General features: G+C 75.1%; 15 protein-coding genes. 5 read left to right on the top strand and 10 right to left on the bottom strand.

What is annotated here, in order from left to right; genetic code table 11:
- Positions 1-292: 292 nt before the first annotated feature.
- Positions 293-1,645, top strand: coding sequence for a serine/threonine-protein kinase (locus SM577_RS17875; protein WP_302922319.1), 1,353 nt, complete (start codon positions 293-295; stop codon positions 1,643-1,645).
- A 215-nt stretch (positions 1,646-1,860) separates the two neighbouring features.
- Here SM577_RS17875 and SM577_RS17880 read toward each other — a convergent pair whose 3' ends face one another.
- From SM577_RS17880 to SM577_RS17900, 5 genes are all read right to left on the bottom strand, one after another.
- Positions 1,861-4,341, bottom strand: a complete 2,481-nt coding sequence (locus SM577_RS17880; protein WP_474587448.1) for an ABC transporter permease — start codon at positions 4,339-4,341, stop codon at positions 1,861-1,863.
- A complete protein-coding gene (locus SM577_RS17885; RefSeq protein ID WP_302922317.1) occupies positions 4,338-5,126 on the bottom strand; it encodes an ABC transporter ATP-binding protein in 789 nt (262 codons plus the stop codon). The genes SM577_RS17880 and SM577_RS17885 overlap by 4 nt, the downstream gene beginning before the upstream one ends.
- Positions 5,127-5,274: 148 nt before the next feature.
- Positions 5,275-5,940, bottom strand: a complete 666-nt coding sequence (locus tag SM577_RS17890) for a response regulator (protein ID WP_302922316.1) — start codon at positions 5,938-5,940, stop codon at positions 5,275-5,277.
- Positions 5,937-7,178, bottom strand: coding sequence for a sensor histidine kinase (locus SM577_RS17895; RefSeq protein ID WP_474587449.1), 1,242 nt, complete (start codon positions 7,176-7,178; stop codon positions 5,937-5,939). The genes SM577_RS17890 and SM577_RS17895 overlap by 4 nt, the downstream gene beginning before the upstream one ends.
- A gap of 62 nt (positions 7,179-7,240) precedes the next feature.
- A complete protein-coding gene (locus SM577_RS17900; RefSeq protein ID WP_302922314.1) occupies positions 7,241-7,921 on the bottom strand; it encodes a DUF305 domain-containing protein in 681 nt (226 codons plus the stop codon).
- A gap of 138 nt (positions 7,922-8,059) precedes the next feature.
- Here SM577_RS17900 and SM577_RS17905 point away from each other — a divergent pair, with 138 nt between their 5' ends.
- Entirely contained in the window at positions 8,060-9,514 is a 1,455-nt protein-coding gene (locus SM577_RS17905) for an LVIVD repeat-containing protein (protein ID WP_302922313.1), read from the top strand.
- Positions 9,515-9,588: 74 nt separating this feature from the next.
- Here SM577_RS17905 and SM577_RS17910 read toward each other — a convergent pair whose 3' ends face one another.
- Entirely contained in the window at positions 9,589-9,810 is a 222-nt protein-coding gene (locus SM577_RS17910) for a DUF2188 domain-containing protein (RefSeq protein WP_302922312.1), read from the bottom strand.
- 102 nt (positions 9,811-9,912) lie between these two features.
- Here SM577_RS17910 and SM577_RS17915 point away from each other — a divergent pair, with 102 nt between their 5' ends.
- Complete coding sequence (locus SM577_RS17915; RefSeq protein ID WP_302922311.1) at positions 9,913-10,920, top strand: linear amide C-N hydrolase; 1,008 nt, start codon at positions 9,913-9,915, stop codon at positions 10,918-10,920.
- Between the two features lie 99 nt (positions 10,921-11,019).
- Here SM577_RS17915 and SM577_RS17920 read toward each other — a convergent pair whose 3' ends face one another.
- Positions 11,020-11,949 (bottom strand): PfkB family carbohydrate kinase, encoded by a 930-nt coding sequence (locus SM577_RS17920; protein WP_474587450.1) that lies wholly within the window; start codon positions 11,947-11,949, stop codon positions 11,020-11,022.
- A gap of 178 nt (positions 11,950-12,127) precedes the next feature.
- On the opposite strand from SM577_RS17920, the gene SM577_RS17925 reads away from it, so the two are divergent.
- Both SM577_RS17925 and SM577_RS17930 read left to right on the top strand, forming a co-directional pair.
- Entirely contained in the window at positions 12,128-12,871 is a 744-nt protein-coding gene (locus SM577_RS17925; protein ID WP_474587451.1) for a hypothetical protein, read from the top strand.
- On the top strand, positions 12,868-13,212 hold the full coding sequence (locus SM577_RS17930; protein WP_302922308.1) for a winged helix-turn-helix domain-containing protein: 345 nt from the start codon (positions 12,868-12,870) through the stop codon (positions 13,210-13,212). Before SM577_RS17925 ends, SM577_RS17930 begins: the two co-directional genes overlap by 4 nt.
- Positions 13,213-13,254: 42 nt before the next feature.
- Here SM577_RS17930 and SM577_RS17935 read toward each other — a convergent pair whose 3' ends face one another.
- From SM577_RS17935 to SM577_RS17945, 3 genes are read right to left on the bottom strand one after another with little or no spacing between them, the layout of a single operon-like run.
- Positions 13,255-14,085 (bottom strand): MerR family transcriptional regulator, encoded by an 831-nt coding sequence (locus tag SM577_RS17935; protein ID WP_302922307.1) that lies wholly within the window; start codon positions 14,083-14,085, stop codon positions 13,255-13,257.
- Between the two features lie 56 nt (positions 14,086-14,141).
- Positions 14,142-15,755, bottom strand: coding sequence for an asparagine synthetase B family protein (locus SM577_RS17940; protein WP_474587452.1), 1,614 nt, complete (start codon positions 15,753-15,755; stop codon positions 14,142-14,144).
- A gap of 3 nt (positions 15,756-15,758) precedes the next feature.
- The gene (locus SM577_RS17945) at positions 15,759-16,727 is read right to left on the bottom strand and encodes a DUF5715 family protein (protein WP_474587453.1); all 969 of its coding nucleotides are present in this window, start codon (positions 16,725-16,727) and stop codon (positions 15,759-15,761) included.
- Positions 16,728-16,795: the final 68 nt, after the last annotated feature.

The raw sequence follows: 16,795 nt of genomic DNA on the forward strand, positions 1-16,795 counted from the left end.
AAGTCGGTGACCGTGGGGAAAAGAGTGAGATTTATCTGGCCGAACGGACGGCGAGTCGCCGTAACACCATCCGCGCACGGGACGCTGCGGCGTCACGAATGGGACGGCCAACGCGCTCTTTCCGACCATTCGCCCAGCCCAGCGCGGACCCGAGCGGATCACGTCACGCATCGTCCCGGCCCGGTCACAGCGTATCGGAGGAGATCGAGGTTCCGCTGCCCCGCCCGCCCCGGCCCGCCGCCGGGGACGCCCCGGTCGCGGCGCGTGCTTTCCGGCACCGCTGGGTACGGTAATGCCTGTGTTGTCATCGGAGGTCGTGCTCAGCGGTCGCTACCGCTTGGACGAACGTGTCGCCACCGGCGGCATGGGCGACGTCTGGCGTGCCTCGGACCTGGTCCTCGGCCGTTCGGTCGCGGTGAAGGTGCTGCTGCCGGCGCTGGTCTCCGATCCCGACTTCATCGCCCGCTTCCGCGCCGAGGCACGGATCATGGCCGCGCTGCGGCACAAGGGCATCGTGCAGGTCTTCGACTGCGGTGAGGACGAGCTGCCCGACGGCTCCCGGGCCGACTACCTGGTCATGGAGTTCGTCACCGGCGAGCCGCTGTCGAAGCGGATCGAGGCGCTCGGCCGGTTGGACGTGGCCGAGACGATGTCGATCGTGGCCCAGGTCGCCCAGGCGCTGCACGCGGCGCACACCGGCGGCATCGTGCACCGCGACGTCAAGCCGAGCAACCTGCTGGTGCAGGAGGACGGCTCGGTCGTGCTGGTCGACTTCGGGGTCGCCCGGTCGACCAACGTCACCAGCATCACCAGCACCAACGCGGTGCCCGGCACCGCCCTCTACATGGCCCCCGAGCAGGCCGCCGGCCGGCCGGTCTCCGGCGCCACCGACATCTACGCCCTGGGCGCGGTGGCGTACTGCTGCCTGACCGGCAGCCCGCCGTTCACCGGCGACAACCCGCTCCAGGTGGCCGTCCGGCACCTCGACGACGAGCCGCCGGAGCTGCCGCACGACATCCCGGAGGCGGTCCGCGCCCTGGTCGGGCGCGCCCTGGCCAAGGATCCGGCCGACCGGTTCAGCAGCGGCGCGGCGATGGCCGCGGCGGCCCGGGCCGCGGTCTCCGACCCGTCCGCCCCGACCGCCATGGTGCCGGCGGCGGCGGGCGGGCTGCGCAACGCCGGGCCGGACACCCGCACCGACGTGCCGGCGGCGGTCGGCACGCCGGGCGGGCGGCGGCGCGGCACCCTGGTCGGCGCGGGCGCGGCGGTGCTGGTCGCGCTCGCCGCGCTCGGCGCGGCGCTGGGCGCGGCCCGCGAGGCCAACGCGCCGGCGGTGGAGATGCCGACCAGCGTGCCGGCGACCGCGCCGAGCGGCCAGGCGGAGCAGCCGGTGTCGGACGGCGAGAGTTCGGTCAACCCGGGAAACCGGCCGTTCCGCCCGGCCGGCTCCACCGGCAGCCCGTCGGCCTCGGTCAGCCCGACCCCGAGCGCGCAGCCCAGCGAGACCACCAGCCCTAATCCGGTGCCGAGTGAGACCGCCACGACGCCGGACGATCCCCCGACGTCGTCGTCGGCACCCCCGCCCGCGTCGGACCCGCCCGTCACGCCGTCGACGGAGGCGGGTGGCGGCGGTTCGGCGCAGTGAGCACGGGCCGCCGGGCACTGCCGTCCCACTGACCCCGTTGTTCCCAAAACGGACTCATGATGGCAAGGACGGCGCTATGGTCGGGGGCAGGCGGGGCTTCGGCGCGTACCCCAGGAGGGCAGCCGCGCCGCGGCACCGGTTGACCCGGCACCGCTGGCCGGTCCCACCGCCCTGACGGGCGGCGGGACCGGCCGGCGGGTGTCACCCGGGCGCGGTCACTGGTCGCCGAGGGCCTCCACCACCGGCCGGGACAGTGCCCGGCGGGCCGGCAGCACCGAGGCGCCCAGCGCCGCCAGCACCGCGACGCCCAGGATGAGCCCGAGCTGTCCCAGCGGCAGCACCACGTGGAAGTCCCCGCCGATCCGGCCGAGCAGGGCCATCGCGGCGGCGCTGACGCCGGTGCCCAGACCCACCCCGAGCACCGCGCCGACCAGCGCCATCAGCACCGCCTCGACGGCCAGCATGGCGCGCATCCGGCCCCGGGTCAGCCCGACGGCCCGCAGCACCGCGTTCTCCCGGGTGCGCTCCACCACCGACAGGCTCAGCGTGTTGGCCACCCCGACCAGCGCGATCACCACGGCCAGGCCGAGCAGTGCGGTGACGAACGCCAGCAGCATGTCCACCGTGCTGGTCAGCATCTGCTTGTACGCCCCCTGGTCCATCAGGTTGACCGTCGGGTAGCGGGCCAGGACCGCCTCCACGGCGGCGCGGGCCGAGCCGGCGGAGACCCCGTCGGCCGGGTCGATCTCGGCCAGGAAGCCGCGCCGGTCCGGGAAGAGCGCGGTGAAGTCGTCGTCCGCCACCTCGATCACGTGACCGGGCGGTACCGAGCTGCCCGCCGGCCCCGGCCCGTCGTCGGTGACCACGGCGGCGACCCGCAGCGCCCGGTCCCGCACGGTGACCGTCGAGCCCGCCGTCCAGCCCCGCGCCCGCGCCAGTTCCCGGTGCACCAGCGCCGTGCCGGGGCCGAACCGGTCGAGGTCGCCGGCGACCACTCCGGTCAGCGTCCGGGCGACCAGCGCCGGGTGGGCGGCCCGGATCTCCATTCCGGCGCTGACCGCGCTGCGCTGCTCGTGCACCACGCCCAGCTCGGGGCGGGCGCGCAGCTCGCCGGCGAGGGTCGCCGGCAGGTCGCCGCCGATCCCGGTGACCACGAGGTCCACCCCGATCTCGGCGTCCACGCTGCGCTCGATGCCGTCCTTGGTGCTGCGGGCACCCACCACGAAGGCGGAGACCAGCCCGATCCCGATCACCAGCGCGGTGGCGGTGGCGGCGATCCGGCGGGGATTGCGCACCGCGTTGGCCACGGCCAGGCCGGCGGTCGCCCCGAACAGCCGGCGGGCCGGCCAGCCGAACAGCCGCACCAGCGCCGGCACCAGCACCGGCCCGAACAGCACGATGCCGAAGAAGGCCAGCACCCCGCCGGCCGCGACCAGCACCACCTGGACGGCGAACGCGGCGCCGACCAGCGCGGCGATCCCGGCCGCGAAGACGACCGCGCCGACGGCCAGCCGGAACCGGCCGGCATCCCGGGTGGGCTGCACCGCCGCGTCGGTGAGCGCGGCGACCGGGGCGACCCGGGTGCCCCGCCAGGCCGGCAGGAGGGCCGCGCCGACCGTGATCGCGGTGCCCAGCACCAGACTGAGCAGCACCGTCGGGGCGGTGACGGTGAGCCCGCCGGAGGCCGGCGCGTCGAGGCGGGACATCAGCTCGCCCAGGCCGGCGGCCAGGCCGACGCCGATCAGCACGCCGGCCGCCGAGGCGGCCAGCCCGACCACCGCCGCCTCCAGCAGCGCGGCGCGGAACAGCTGGCCGCGGGTCGCGCCGACCAGCCGCAGCAGCGCGGTCCGCCGGGTCCGCTGGGCCAGCACGATGGCGAACGTGTTGGCGATGACGAACCCGGCCACCACCACCGCGACCGCGGCGAAGGTGAGCAGCACCATGTTGAACTGCTCCAGGCTGCGGACCGCCTCGTCGACCGCGTCGTCGAGGATCTGCTGGCGGGTCTTCACGCTCGGCCCGGCGCCGGCCGCCGCGGCGACCCGGTCGACCAGCTCCGCCTCGGACACACCCGGCCGGGCGGCCACCATGATCCGGCCGTAGCCGCGCTCCCCGGTGACCGCGAGGGCGTCGGAGCCGACCAGGCCGATGAACGGGCCGCCGACGTCGCGCGCGGTGTCGGCCACGTCGACCGTGCCCACCAGGGTGTACGGCCGGGCCGCTCCCCCGGCCCCGCCGACGCGGACCGGGGCGCCGAGGGTGAAGCCCTCGGCGGCGACCGTCGGGGCGTCCAGCACCACCTCGCCGGGACGGTCCGGCAGCCGCCCGGCGACCACGTCGTACGAGCGCAGGGCCGGCTCGACCGGGATGGCGGCGAGCACGGCGTAGCCGAGCACCGGCCGGCCGTCGGTGCCGAGCACGCCGCCGGAGCCGGTCAGCTCGCCGGCCGCGGCGGCCACCCCGTCGACCGCGCGCACCCGGTCGACCAGGGCCGGCGGCAGCGCCTCGGACTCGGCGTAGACCCCGAGGTCGGTGTGCCGGTCGAAGGTGCCGGCCCGCTCGTACGCGCCGGCCCGCATGCCGTCCACGAAGATCAGCGTGCCGGCGACGAACGCCACGCCGAGCACGATGGCCAGCGCGGAGAGCAGCAGGCGCAGCGCCTCGGCGCGCAGTGAGCGCAGGGTCAGCCGGATCACCGGGCCACCGCCTCGCGGGTGGCCGGGCCGGCCGGGTCGAGCCCGGCGAGCGCGTCCAGGACCCGCTCGGCGGTGGGCGCGGTGAGGTCGCGCACCAGCCGGCCGTCGGCGAGGAAGACCACCCGGTCGGCGTGCGCGGCGGCCCCCGGGTCGTGAGTCACCATGACGACGGTCTGCCCGAGGGTGTCGACCGCCTCGCGGAGCAGCCGCAGCACCTCCGCGCCGGCCCGGGAGTCCAGGTTGCCGGTGGGCTCGTCGGCGAAGACCACCCACGGCTTGGTGATCAGGGCCCGGGCCACCGCCACCCGCTGCTGCTGGCCGCCGGAGAGCTCCGCCGGCCGGTGCCGCAGCCGGTCGGTTAGCCCCACCGCGGCCACCACCTGGCGCAGCCAGCCGGGGTCGGGGCGGCGGCCGGCGATGGCCAGCGGCAGCACGATGTTCTCCTCGGCGCTCAGCGCGGGCAGCAGGTTGAACTTCTGGAACACGAAGCCGACCCGGTCGCGGCGCAGCAGGGTGAGCCGGCGGTCGTCCAGTCGGCCGAGGTCGGCGTCGCCGATGCGCACCGCGCCGGCGGTGGGCCGGTCCAGGCCGGCCAGGCAGTGCATGAGGGTGGACTTGCCGGAGCCGGACGGGCCCATGATGGCGGTGAACCGGCCGGCGGCGAAGTCGACGTCGACGCCGTCGAGGGCGACGACGGCGGCCTGGCCGCTGCCGTACCGCTTGGACAGGCCGCGGGCGGTGACCGCGACGCCGGCGGCGGCGTGCGCGGGAGGTGCGACGGACACGTGGGACTCCCCGTGGAGATCGTTTGGTGGGACGTCTCCGACGCTATGGGCGGGCCGGCCCGGTGGCGTCCACCCGCGCGCTCGACCCCGCTGCGACCTCGGGCTCCCCTGACCGGGCGGACCCGTACGACCTGGGTCGTACGCCGGCTCAGCCGCCGGGGGTCACCAGCCCGCTCTCGTACGCCAGCACCACGGCCTGCACCCGGTCGCGGAGCTGGAGCTTGGCCAGGATCCGCCCCACGTGGGTCTTCACGGTGGCCTCGGCCACGTGTACCCGGGCGGCGATCTCGGCGTTGGACAACCCCTGCGCCACCAGCAGCAGGATCTCCCGCTCCCGCTCGGTGAGCTGGGCCAGCCGGGGATCCTCGGTCGGGCCGGGGCCGAGCTGGCCGGCGAACCGGTCGAGCAGCCGCCGGGTGATCGACGGGGCGACCACCGAGTCGCCCCGGGCGACCACCCGGATCGCGGCCAGCAGCTCCTCCGGCGGGACGTTCTTGAGCAGGAACCCGCTGGCCCCGGCCCGGAGGGCGGCGAACGCGTCGGCCTCGGTGTCGAAGGTGGTCAGGACCAGCACCCGGGGCGGCCCGGCGGGCCGCCCGGCGCAGAGCCGCCGGGTCGCCTCCACCCCGTCCATGGTCGGCATCCGGATGTCCATCACCACCACGTCCGCGGCGACCCGGTCGAGCACCCGCAGCGCGTCGGCGCCGTCGATCGCCTCGCCGACCACCTCGAGGTCGGGCTGGGAGTCGAGCACCATCCGGAACCCGGCGCGCACCAGCGCCTGGTCGTCCACGATCACCACGCGGACCGTCATGCCGCCACCACCTCCGTTCCGGCGCTCGACGGTAGCGGCAGCCGCGCCCGCACCTGCCAGCCCCCGGCCAGCCGGGGTCCGGCGGTCAGGCTGCCGTCGTACACCGCCACGCGCTCGCGCATGCCGACCAGGCCGTGACCGCCGGACGGCGCCGGGCCGACCACTGTCCGGCCGCGCCCGTCGTCGACCACCTCGACCAGCACGGCGCCGGGCTCGTGGGCGAGGGTGACCTCGACGGCGGCGCCGACCCCGGCGTGCTTGAGCGCGTTGGTCAGCCCCTCCTGCACCACCCGGTAGACGGTCAGCTCCAGCCCGGCCGGCAGCGACGCCGGCTCGCCGGTCACCGTGTGCCGCACCCGCAGGCCGGCGGCCCGGAACCGGTCCAGCAGCGCGGGCAGTTCGGTCAGCGCCAGCCGGCGGCGCTCCGGGTCCGCGGCCACCCCGGCGCCGCCGGGCTCGGCCGCCGCGCCCGGTCCGGCCGCCGTCTCCGGCCGGCCCTCCTCCCGCAGTACGCCGACCAGCCGGCGCATCTCCTCCAGCGCCGCCCGGCCGGTGTCGGCGACCACCTTGACCGCGGCCCGGGCGGTCTCCGGGTCGCGGTCGAGCATGTACCGCGCCCCGTCGGCCTGCACGATCATGACGGCCATGCTGTGCGCCACCACGTCGTGCAGCTCGCGGGCGATCCGGGTGCGCTCGCCGGCGACCGCGGCCCGCGCCTCGGCCTCGCGCTCCCGCTCCAGGGTGGCGGCCCGCTCCTCCAGGCTGAGCACGTACAGCCGGCGGGTGCGCACGTTGAGCCCCATCAGCCAGACCGCCCCGGTGACCAGGGCGAAGTAGATGGCCGTGGTCCACCAGGAGAGCACTCCCCTGGTCTGCACGGCGGCGAGCACCACCCCGACGGCGGCGACCGCGCCGGCCAGGATCCCGTCGCGGAGCCGGTCGGCGTACTTGACCACGCTGTAGAGGGCGATCAGCACGCCGAGGTCGAAGGCCAGCGGGCCCCAGCCGGCGAACACCTGGACCAGGGCGAGGACGGCCACCACGGCGGCGACCGCCGACGGGTGGGTCCGGCGGAACAGCAGCGCCACCGCCATCGCCACGCCGACCAGGGTGGCCTTCCACCCGCCCGGCTGGGCCACGACGCCGGCGACGGCGAAGAGCACCACCACGCCGGAGACGAAGGCGTCGAAGGCGACGCTGCGCAGCGGGCGGCCGAAGATCGTGCGGTTCACGGTCACCCAGCGTACGTGCCCGGTCGGTCGGGCGGGCGGTCCATGATCGTCGCGGCGGGCCGGGCGGGTCAGGAGGCGAGGAGTTCGCGCATCCGGTCGATCTCGACGGACTGTTCGGTGGCCACCGAGTTGGCGAACTCGGAGAGGGTCAGCTCGGAACCGACCTTGAGCAGTTCGGTGGCCATCTCGATGGCGCCCTGGTGGTGCTCGGTCATCATCCGCACGAAGAGCCGGTCGAACTCGGCGCCCCGGGCGTCGGCGAGCCGGCGCATCGCCTCGGCCGACTGCATGCCGCGCATGCTGCCGTGGTCGTGCCCGTCGACCTGCTCGGGCAGGCCACGGGTCTGCAACCAGCCGCGGAGCATGCCGATCTCCGGGCCCTGGCTGGCCCGGATCCGGTCGGCGATGGCCCGCACGTCCGGGTCGGCGGCCCGGTCGGGGGCGAGTTCGGCCATCGCCAGGGCCTGGCCGTGGTGCGGGATCATCATCCGCACGAACTCGACGTCCATCGCGTTGTGCGGGCGCTCGGCGGCGCGGACCTGCTCGGCGGGGCGGACGGCCGCCGACTCACCGGGCCGGCCGGGCACGATGACCGGCGGACCGGTCGGGGCGGGGGTGGCGGTCGCGGCGGCCGGCCGGGCCGCGTCGGACGCCGGGTCGGCGCTGGCGCGGACCACGATCAGGACCACCAGCGGCAGCACGAGGGCCAGTGTGACGACGGCCAGGGTCCGCGCGCGCCGGTTGGTCATGGGCCACTCCCTGAGGTCGAGGTCACCGCGATGGTATCCATTGACGGACCTGATGAGATGTGACCCAGGTCACATCGACACCTGTCGTCGGACGGTAAGGTGTGGACAATCGTCACCCCCCTTGCGAAGGGCTCGCCGATGATCAGATTCCCCACGCCGCGGACCCGGCGGTTCAGGGTCGTCAGCCTGGCCGCGGCCGGGCTGCTCCTGGCCAGCGTCGTGACCGCACCACCGAGCAGCGCCGGCCTGGCGCCGCAGCCGGCGTCGGCCGGCACAGTGGACACCACCAACACCATTCCCGGCGTCGACGAGATCGTCAGCAGTCCCAACCTGCGACTGATCGCCAACCTGCCCAAGCAGGCCCCGCTGGACGCCACCAACAGCGACCTGGCGTTCCAGGGCCGGTACGCCTTCGCCGGCAACTACAACGGCTTCGTCGTCTGGGACATCTCCCGGCCCAGCGCGCCGACCGTGGTGTCGTCGGTGTTCTGCCCCGGTTCGCAGAACGACATCTCCGTCCACGACGACCTGCTCTTCCTCTCCACCGACTCGCCGCGCAGCGACGACTCGTGCAACAGCACCGGCCTGCCGGCCACGGAGAAGGAGTCGTGGGAGGGCATCAAGATCTTCGACATCCGGGACAAGGCCAACCCGCGCTACATCAAGTCCGTCGAGACGGCCTGCGGCTCGCACACCCACACGCTGGTGCCGGCCAAGGACAACCGCTCCGTCTACCTGTACGTCTCCTCGTACAGCCCGCGGGCGGAGTTCCCGGACTGCCAGCCGCCGCACGACTCCATCTCCATCGTCAAGGTGCCGCTGAAGAAGCCCACCGCGGCGGCGGTGGTGGCCACGCCCAACCTGTTCCCGGACGGCGGCTACGAGGGCGTGCCGGGCGAGAAGTCGGCGACCACCGGCTGCCACGACATCACGGCGTACCCGCAGAAGGACCTGGCCGCGGGCGCGTGCATGGGTGACGGCATCCTGATGGACATCCGCGACCGCGAGGCGCCCCGGGTGATCAACCGGGTCCGGGACACGACCAACTTCGCGTTCTGGCACTCGGCCACCTTCAACAACGCCGGCACCAAGGTCGTCTTCACCGACGAGCTGGGTGGCGGCGGCGCCGCGACCTGCAACGAGACGGTCGGGCCGAAGCGGGGTGCGGACGCCATCTACGACATCACCGGCCGCGGTGACAAGCGGACGATGGTCTTCCGCAGCTACTTCAAGATCCCCCGGACCAACGCCGACACCGAGAACTGCGTGGCGCACAACGGCTCGCTGATCCCGGTGCTCGGGCGGGACATCATGGTCCAGGCGTGGTACCAGGGCGGCGTGTCGGTGTGGGACTTCACCGACTCGGCCAACCCGAAGGAGATCGCGTTCTGGGAGCGCGGGCCGATCTCGACGGAGGCGCCGGTGGGCGGCGGCTCGTGGTCCGCGTACTACTACAACGGCTACATCTACTCCAACGACATCGCCAAGGGCTTCGACGTACTGAAGCTGACCGACTGGCGGACCTGGACGGCGGAGCTGGTCCGGTACCGCGAGCTGAACGTGCAGACCCAGCCGCGCTACCTGGGCTGGTAACCCACGCGACAGGCCGGGCCCGGTCCCCGTTCGGGGGCCGGGCCCGGCCACGTCAGCGGCCGGAGCCGCTCGCCTCAGCCCGCGGGCGGGTACGGGTCGTCCTGGTAGGTGTACTCCGTCTCGATCTTCCCGTCCGCGGTGTGCACGACGAGCTGGCTCGGCTCGTTGCCGTGCGCCGCCTCGCGGCCCGCCTCGACGGCACGCTGCTTGGTGTCGAAGGTGCCGACGACCTGGTTGCCCCGCTCGACCTTCCAGCCGCCACCGTTGGGTACGACGTGGTATTCGTTGCGCTTCATGCCACCTGCCTCTCGTTCGTGGCGGTTCAGGTACCCGGCTCCAGCGGACCGAAAACCGGGCCGGTGGACAACCGTCTATCGCTGCCCTAGCGTCCAACAGATATGCGGAGGACTCTGTGGGGCGCCGGTGTCGCCCTGGTGCTGGCCGTGACCGCCTGTTCCACACCCGACCCGGCCGGCCCCGCACCGGCCACGCCCGCCGTGACCGGCACGCCGATCGCCTCCCGGCAGGACCCGGGCCAGGTCGAGCAGACCCTGACCAGCCTGCGCAAGGTCGACGACCTGCCGCTCTACGAGATGACCTACGTCGGGGCGTACGACCCGACGGTGGGCACGGACGCCAACCCGACCACGAAGCCGTTCGGCTGCTCGCTCTTCGTCGCCGCCGGCGACCCGGCCCGGCCGCTGTTCGCCCGCAACTTCGACTGGGACGCCAACCCGGCGATGGTGCTGCGCACCGACCCGCCGGACGGCTACGCGAGCATCTCCGTGGTGGACATGTCCTACCTCGGCGTCGGTGCCGACCCGACCGGCGACCGGCGGCTGCTCAACGCCCCGCTGCTGCCCTTCGACGGCATGAACGAACGCGGCCTGGCGGTGGGGCTGGCCGCCGACGACGGCGCCCGGGCCGACCGCGACCCGGGCAAGCCGACCGTCGGGTCGGTACGCATCCTGCGGCTGGTGCTCGACCAGGCGGCCACGGTGGACGAGGCGGTCGCCGTGTTCCACCGGTACAACGTGGACTTCGACGGCGGGCCGCCGCTGCACTACCTCATCGCCGACGCCACCGGCGCCTCGGTGGTGGTCGAGTTCACCGACGGCCGGCTGCGCGTCGAGCGGGGATCGGGCGGCTGGCAGGCGCTGACCAACGTGCCGGTCGCCGGGGTGCCGGAGCAGCGCCGCCGGGAGGACCGCCGGTACCAGGTGATCGCCGAGGCGCTCAGCCGCACCGGTGGGGTGGCCGACGCACCGGCCGCCTTCGCGATCCTCACCGACGTCCGTCAGGCACACACCCGCTGGTCGGTGACGTACGGCCTGCGCAGCGGCGAGGTCCGGCTGACCACCGCCAGCGGCGGCGGCGAGCGGCGCTACCAGCTTCCGGTGAGCTGACGCCCTCCGGCGCGCCGCGACGGCCGGCGGACCGGCCACCGCGCGCTGCCTCCGATCCGGGCGGCCGGCGCGTCGCGCGCGCCGGTGCACCGGCCGGGGTCAGCGGTCCGGGATCCGGTCGAGCTGCGCCCGGATCGCCTCGGTGCTCAGCGCCGGGCGGCCGCCCGGGTGGCCGACGGTGGCGCCGGCGGCGGCGACGGCGAAGCGGGCCACCCGGTCGCGGGGTTCGTCGCGGAGCAGGCCGAGGGTGAGCGCGGCGACGAACGCGTCCCCGGCCCCGGTGTCGTCCACCGTGGGCGTCTCGCTCAGCGGCACGAACACCTCCCCGTCCGGCCAGACGAACGCGTTGCCGACCCCGGACACCTCGACGGCCAGCAGCGACGGGCCGCGCCGCAGCAGCTTCCGCCCGGCCGCCAGGCCGCTCTCGGGGTCGGTCGGCTCGTCGCCGGTGAGCAGCTCGACCTCGTGGGCGTCCGCGCGCAGCACGTCGGCGAGGGCCAGCAGTTCGTCGGCGGCCGGGTCCTCGGGCGCCCCGTCGAGCACCACCAGCCGGTCGGCCGACCGGGCGACCCGGGCCGCGGCGAGGGCCGCCGCCGGTGGCTGCTGCAACTGCACCAGCACGGCCCGGGCGCTCCGCAGCGCGTCGGCGGCCGCGGCGACGTCCTCGGGGGTGAGCAGGGTCGCCTCGGGCAGGTCCTCCAGGTAGCGCCAGCGGGCCGCCCGGTCGACCAGGTCGACGATCAGCCCGCTGCGGGTGCCCGCCCGGCGCACCACCGGACCGACGTCCACGCCGTCGGCGCGCGCCCGGGCGAGCAGCCGCTCCCCCACCTCGTCGTCGCCGACCACGCCGAGCAGCCCGACCCGGGCGCCGAGCTGGGCCAGCGCGACGGCCTGGTTGGCGCCCTTGGCGCCGAGCAGTTCCCGGCGCCGCCGCACCGGGGCGCTGCCCCCGGCCGCGGGCACCTCGTCCACCAGCAGCACGAGATCCCGGGCCACCTGCCCGACCGTCAGCACGTCCAGTCCCGCCATGTCCGGGCTACTACCCCCGGCCGGTGCGGCCACGCCCCGTCCGAGCCGACCGCCCGCCCGGGTGCCACCTTCCGGGAGGCGCCCGTCCGGCGCCCCGGGGTCTTGCCGACGCGCCGCGCCGGCCATAAGCTTTGCATTGCAAAGCTATCGCTGACGCAAAGCCAGATGGGAGTACGCCATGGAGCCCGGCGCCACCGGACAGGCCGAAGACACCCTTGCCGCCCTGGAGCGGTTGCGCCGACGCAGCCACCGGCGCGCCCACGGCGGCGCCTGGCTGCCCGCCCTCGGCATCGCCGTACTGCTGCTGGCCAGCACGGCGCTCTACCGGCACCCGCTGACCTCCACCACCTCCATCGCGGCCGAACACCCCTGGTGGGCCGGGCTGCCCGACGAGCAGCGCAGCCCGGTGGCCTCATACGCGTTCTGGTTCGTCGGCACCCCGCTGCTGTTCGCCGGCATCGGCCTCTGGTACCGCTGGCGGGCGCGGCGGCTCGGCGTCCGGGTGGCGTGGCCGGTCGTCGCCGGCACCGGGCTCGGGGTGCTGGCCCTGCTGGCCGTGCTCGCCGCGGTGCCGACCGGTCCGGTGCCCGACGGGCTCGCCGCGCCCGACGGGCCGTACTGGCCGGGGCTGCTCACTCCGCTGCTGCCGCTCGCCGCCGCGGTCGTGGTGCTCGGCCGGGCCGAGCGCAGTCCCGGGCTCCTCGCGGCCGGGGTGTGGATGGGCCTGCTCACGGCCTGGCTCTGCACCTCGTTCCCGCTGGGCGCGCTGCCCGGCTGGGCGGGCCGGCTGCTCGGCGGGGGCGGTGGCCTCGGCGGCCAGCTCGGGCTGCGGCCCGGCCACTATCTTGTCCTGATGGCACTTCCCCTGCTCGCGGTCGCCGCCGTCCGGCTGGTGTCCGGCCGCGGTCCGGACCGCGCGTGACGCAGCAGCACCCACCGCACCCCGCCACGGCCCTGGACGACGTGGTCCACCAGCGGGTCCGGCTGGGCATCCTCACCGTGCTGAGCGAGGCGCACGAGTGCCGGTTCGCGGTCCTGCGCGACGAGCTCGGGCTGACCGACGGCAACCTCAACCGGCACCTGCGCATCCTGGAGGAGGCCGGCCTGCTCCAGGTGACCAAGGGCTACGAGGGCCGCCGTCCGTGCACCTGGGTGCGGCTCACCCGGCAGGGCCGGGCCGCGCTGCGGGCCGAGGTCGCCGTGCTGGAGCAACTGGTGGACCGGATCCGCACCGCCACCGACCGGCCGGACGCCGACGGCTGAGCCCACCGCCGCCCACCGTCGCGGCGGGCGGCGGTGGCGCCGTCAGCCGTGCCGCACCGGGAGCTGGAGTTCGGTGACCCCCTGCTCCGGCGCGTCCGGGCAGTAGTCCAGGTAGACCTCCCGGGCGAACCCGTCGGCCCGGTAGCCGTTCTCCTCGATCCAGCGGGCCAGCACCTGCATGCTCTGCTCCACCTCGTCCATCGGGCCGTGGTGGATCACCGTCGCCGCGGCGGGCACCGCCGGCAGGTCGACGACCGCGACGCCGGCCGCCGGGTCGGGGTCGACGCCGACGACCACCCCGGCGTGCACCACGACGGCCTCGCCGCCGGGCTCGCCGGCCGGGGAGTACCAGGCGATGCCCGGCCCGCTCGCCCGGATCCCCGCGGCGTCCAGCCGGCGGAACAGCTCCGGGTAGAGCGGCTGGATCACCGGGCCGACGTCCTCGGTCTGGTAGCTGCGGGCGGTGGCGCTCAACTCGGCGAGGCGCACCGGCGCGATCGGTTTCAGTACGACGTCCTGGGTGGTCATCCGACCCTCCGTCTCGATCATCCGGAGCCTCGCCTCGATCCCGGCCAGCCGGGCGGTGTCCGCGGCCACCTGCGCCTCCAGTTGCGAGCGGCGCAGCCGCAGCATGCCGCGCAGTTCGGCGACGTCGACGGCGTCGTCGAGGATCGCCTGCACCTGGGCCAGGGTGAGGCCCAGCTCCTTCAGGGCGATCACCCGGTTGAGCCGGCGCAGCTGCTCGGCGGTGTAGTAGCGGTACCCGCTGTGCGGGTCGACGGCGGCCGGGCGGAGCAGGCCGATGCTGTCGTAGTGGCGCAGCATCCGCACCGACACCCGGCCCAGCCTGGCGAAGTCTCCGATGGTGAACATGGCGCTCCCTACGGTCGGCGCTGACACCGTGTCAGAGTCAACCGGGGCGCGTCGGCTCAGCCCGGCAGCGGTGCCTCCTCGTCGCCGCGGGTGCGGCGCGGGCCGACCAGTCGGCGCACCATCGGCGCGGCGTTCCACCGCGCCGCGCCGACCAGGTCGCGGGCGTGCTCCAGCACCGTGTAGTCGGGCCGGGCCCGGCCAGCCGCGATGGCCCGGTCCAGGTCGTTGCCGCAGCGGGTGAGCACGGTGTCGAAGTCCCGGCGGACCGGCTCCAGCAGGTGGTAGCCGAACTGCCGGTGCAGCCGGGCGAAGAGCGGCTTGTAGAGCCGGGCCCGCTCGTGCAGCCCGGACGAGTACGACATCGGGTTCTTCGGCCGCCGCCGCACGTAGTCCGGCAGCAGGTCGGCGAAGGCCCGCCGGACGATCCACTTCTCCTGACCCTCGCGCAGCTTCAGCGTGACCGGCAGCCGCATCGCCAGCTCCACCACGTTCCGGTCGAGGAACGGCACCCGGGCCTCCACCCCGTGCCCCATGCTGGCCCGGTCGACCCGCTGCAACTCGGTCCGGCACAGGTTGCGGATCCGGTGCAGGAAGAGCCGGCGGGACGCCTCCGGCCCGACCTCGTGGTACATCGGGTAGCCGCCGAACAGCTCGTCGGAGCCGTCGCCGGTGAGCACCACCTTGACGCCGAGTTCCCGCAGCCGGCGGAAGATCGGCACCGAGACCACCGCGTTGATGATGTCGCCGTACTCGGTCAGCTCGGAGATCCGGATCGCGTCCCGGATCTCGGCCAGCCGGATGTCGCGCGGGCGCAGCTCGACCACCTCGTGCGGCACGCCCAGGTCGGCCGCGAGCCGCCGGGCGTACGCCACGTCGGGGCTGTCCGGCACGCCCACGGTGACCGCGACACAGTCCGGGTGCATCTCGCGCACGTGCAGCAGGGCCAGCGAGCTGTCCAACCCGCCGGAGAGCACCACCCCCACGGTGAGGTCGGTGTCCACCCGGACCCGGATGCTGTCGGTCAGGGCGGCACGGACGAGCAGGGCGGCCTCGTCCGGGTCGTCCACCACCGGCAGCCCCTCGCCGAGCCGGAGCAGGTCGAGGTACGGGCGCAGCCGCACCCGCCCGTCGGCGTCGGCCCAGCCGTGGTGCCCGGGCGGCACCTCGGCGATCCGGGTGCGGTGCCCGACCAGCGCCTTGACCTCGCTGGCCAGGTGCAGGCAGCCGGGGGTGCGGGTCCAGTAGAGCGGCTTCACCCCGAGCGGGTCGCGGACCAGGTAGGCGCGGCCGGTGGCCCGCTCGACGATGGCGAAGGCGTACTCGCCGCGCAGCCGGTCCACCATCCGCTCGCCCCACTGCAGGAACGCGGCCAGCACCACCTCGGTGTCGCTGACGCTGCGGAACCGGTGCCCGAGCCGCGTCAGCTCCCCGCGCAGCTCGTGGTGGTTGAAGACCTCGCCGTTGTAGCAGAGCACCCACCGTTCGTCGGCGGAGGTCCACGGCTGCACCGCCCGTTCCCGGTCCACCACCCGCAGCCGCCGGACGCCGGCGAGCAGGCCGTTCTCGTACCGGGTCTCGGTGACCTCGCCGCGCGGGGCGAGCACCGTCAGCATCCGCCGGAAGATCGCCGGGTCGGCCTCCGGGCCGAGGCTCAGCACGATGCCGCACATCGCTCAGATCCCCATCTCGGCCTCGTACGCCCGGCGCAGCCGCCGCCGCGCACCGGGCGCGAGGCAGACGTGCCAGGCCTGGCCCTCGTCGACCACGTTGGCCTCGCCGGCCTGTTGCCGGGCCAGCAGCAGCGCGGCCAGGGTCTCCCGGGCGCCGAACCGCTCGTACCAGGCCAGCTCCACGTCGACCGCCCAGCCGAGGCAGTGCCCGCTGGGCACCATGGCGGCGTAGCCGAGGCGGCGCAGCCGGTACTGGTGCTCGGCGCTGCGGACCAGGCTGGTCACCCAGAGCGGCGGGGTGCCCGGTGGGGTGCTGGCGGCGAACTCGCGGGCGACGTCGTTGAGGAAGGCGACCATCTCCCGCCGGGCCCGGCGGAACAGCAGCCCCGCGGTGCGCGGTGTGGCGTCCGGCCGCAGCCGGCGGCGCAGCGCCCGCACGCCGCGCCCCAGGATGGTGGCCGGCTGCTCCTGGTAGCGGAAGCGCAGCAGTTCCCGCCGGCGCAGCCACTCCAGGTCCACCAGGTCCTGGCTGGCGTTGACCTGCTCGTCGGTGAGGTAGGTGGGCGCGTCCCGCCACCACATCACGTCGATCCGGGAGAGCAGGTAGATCCGGACCAGGGCGGTCAGGTCGGCGGCCGAGCTGCGCTCGTTCGGCTGGTAGCGGGCCATCTCCAGCAGCAGCGTCTCGCGGGCACCGACGAAGCCCTGCGGGGTGGCGTCGAGCACCGCCGCGATGGCCGGTTCGCGCAGCCGGGCGTCGATCAGCACCTGCCGGGCCGCGGTGGACGGCGCGGTGGCCAGCGCGCCGACCTCCACCAGCAGCTCGGCCACCGCCGCCCGGTAGGCGTCCAGGTCGGGGCCGGGCGACGGGACGCGGCGCGACGGGCCGGCCGGCGGCCGCCGACGGGCCGGGGCGCTCGACGCCGCGGGCGGACCGGGCTGGTGCCCCGGGCTTCGGCTCGGCACTCGCATGGTCGGTCCTCTCTCCCGTCACGACAACGGTGGGCAACCTCTGCGGCACACCGTAATCGGCCGGACCG

It is taken from the genome of Micromonospora desertarenae, assembly GCF_056150265.1.

Coding starts and splice junctions, on each gene's coding strand:
- SM577_RS17945 (WP_474587453.1), bottom strand. CDS start 16,727: ATGCGAGTGCCGAGCCGAAGCCCGGGGCACCAGCCCGGTCCGCCCGCG.
- SM577_RS17875 (WP_302922319.1), top strand. CDS start 293: ATGCCTGTGTTGTCATCGGAGGTCGTGCTCAGCGGTCGCTACCGCTTG.
- SM577_RS17915 (WP_302922311.1), top strand. CDS start 9,913: ATGCGGAGGACTCTGTGGGGCGCCGGTGTCGCCCTGGTGCTGGCCGTG.
- SM577_RS17910 (WP_302922312.1), bottom strand. CDS start 9,810: ATGAAGCGCAACGAATACCACGTCGTACCCAACGGTGGCGGCTGGAAG.
- SM577_RS17925 (WP_474587451.1), top strand. CDS start 12,128: ATGGAGCCCGGCGCCACCGGACAGGCCGAAGACACCCTTGCCGCCCTG.
- SM577_RS17905 (WP_302922313.1), top strand. CDS start 8,060: ATGATCAGATTCCCCACGCCGCGGACCCGGCGGTTCAGGGTCGTCAGC.
- SM577_RS17920 (WP_474587450.1), bottom strand. CDS start 11,949: ATGGCGGGACTGGACGTGCTGACGGTCGGGCAGGTGGCCCGGGATCTC.
- SM577_RS17900 (WP_302922314.1), bottom strand. CDS start 7,921: ATGACCAACCGGCGCGCGCGGACCCTGGCCGTCGTCACACTGGCCCTC.
- SM577_RS17935 (WP_302922307.1), bottom strand. CDS start 14,085: ATGTTCACCATCGGAGACTTCGCCAGGCTGGGCCGGGTGTCGGTGCGG.
- SM577_RS17890 (WP_302922316.1), bottom strand. CDS start 5,940: ATGACGGTCCGCGTGGTGATCGTGGACGACCAGGCGCTGGTGCGCGCC.
- SM577_RS17940 (WP_474587452.1), bottom strand. CDS start 15,755: ATGTGCGGCATCGTGCTGAGCCTCGGCCCGGAGGCCGACCCGGCGATC.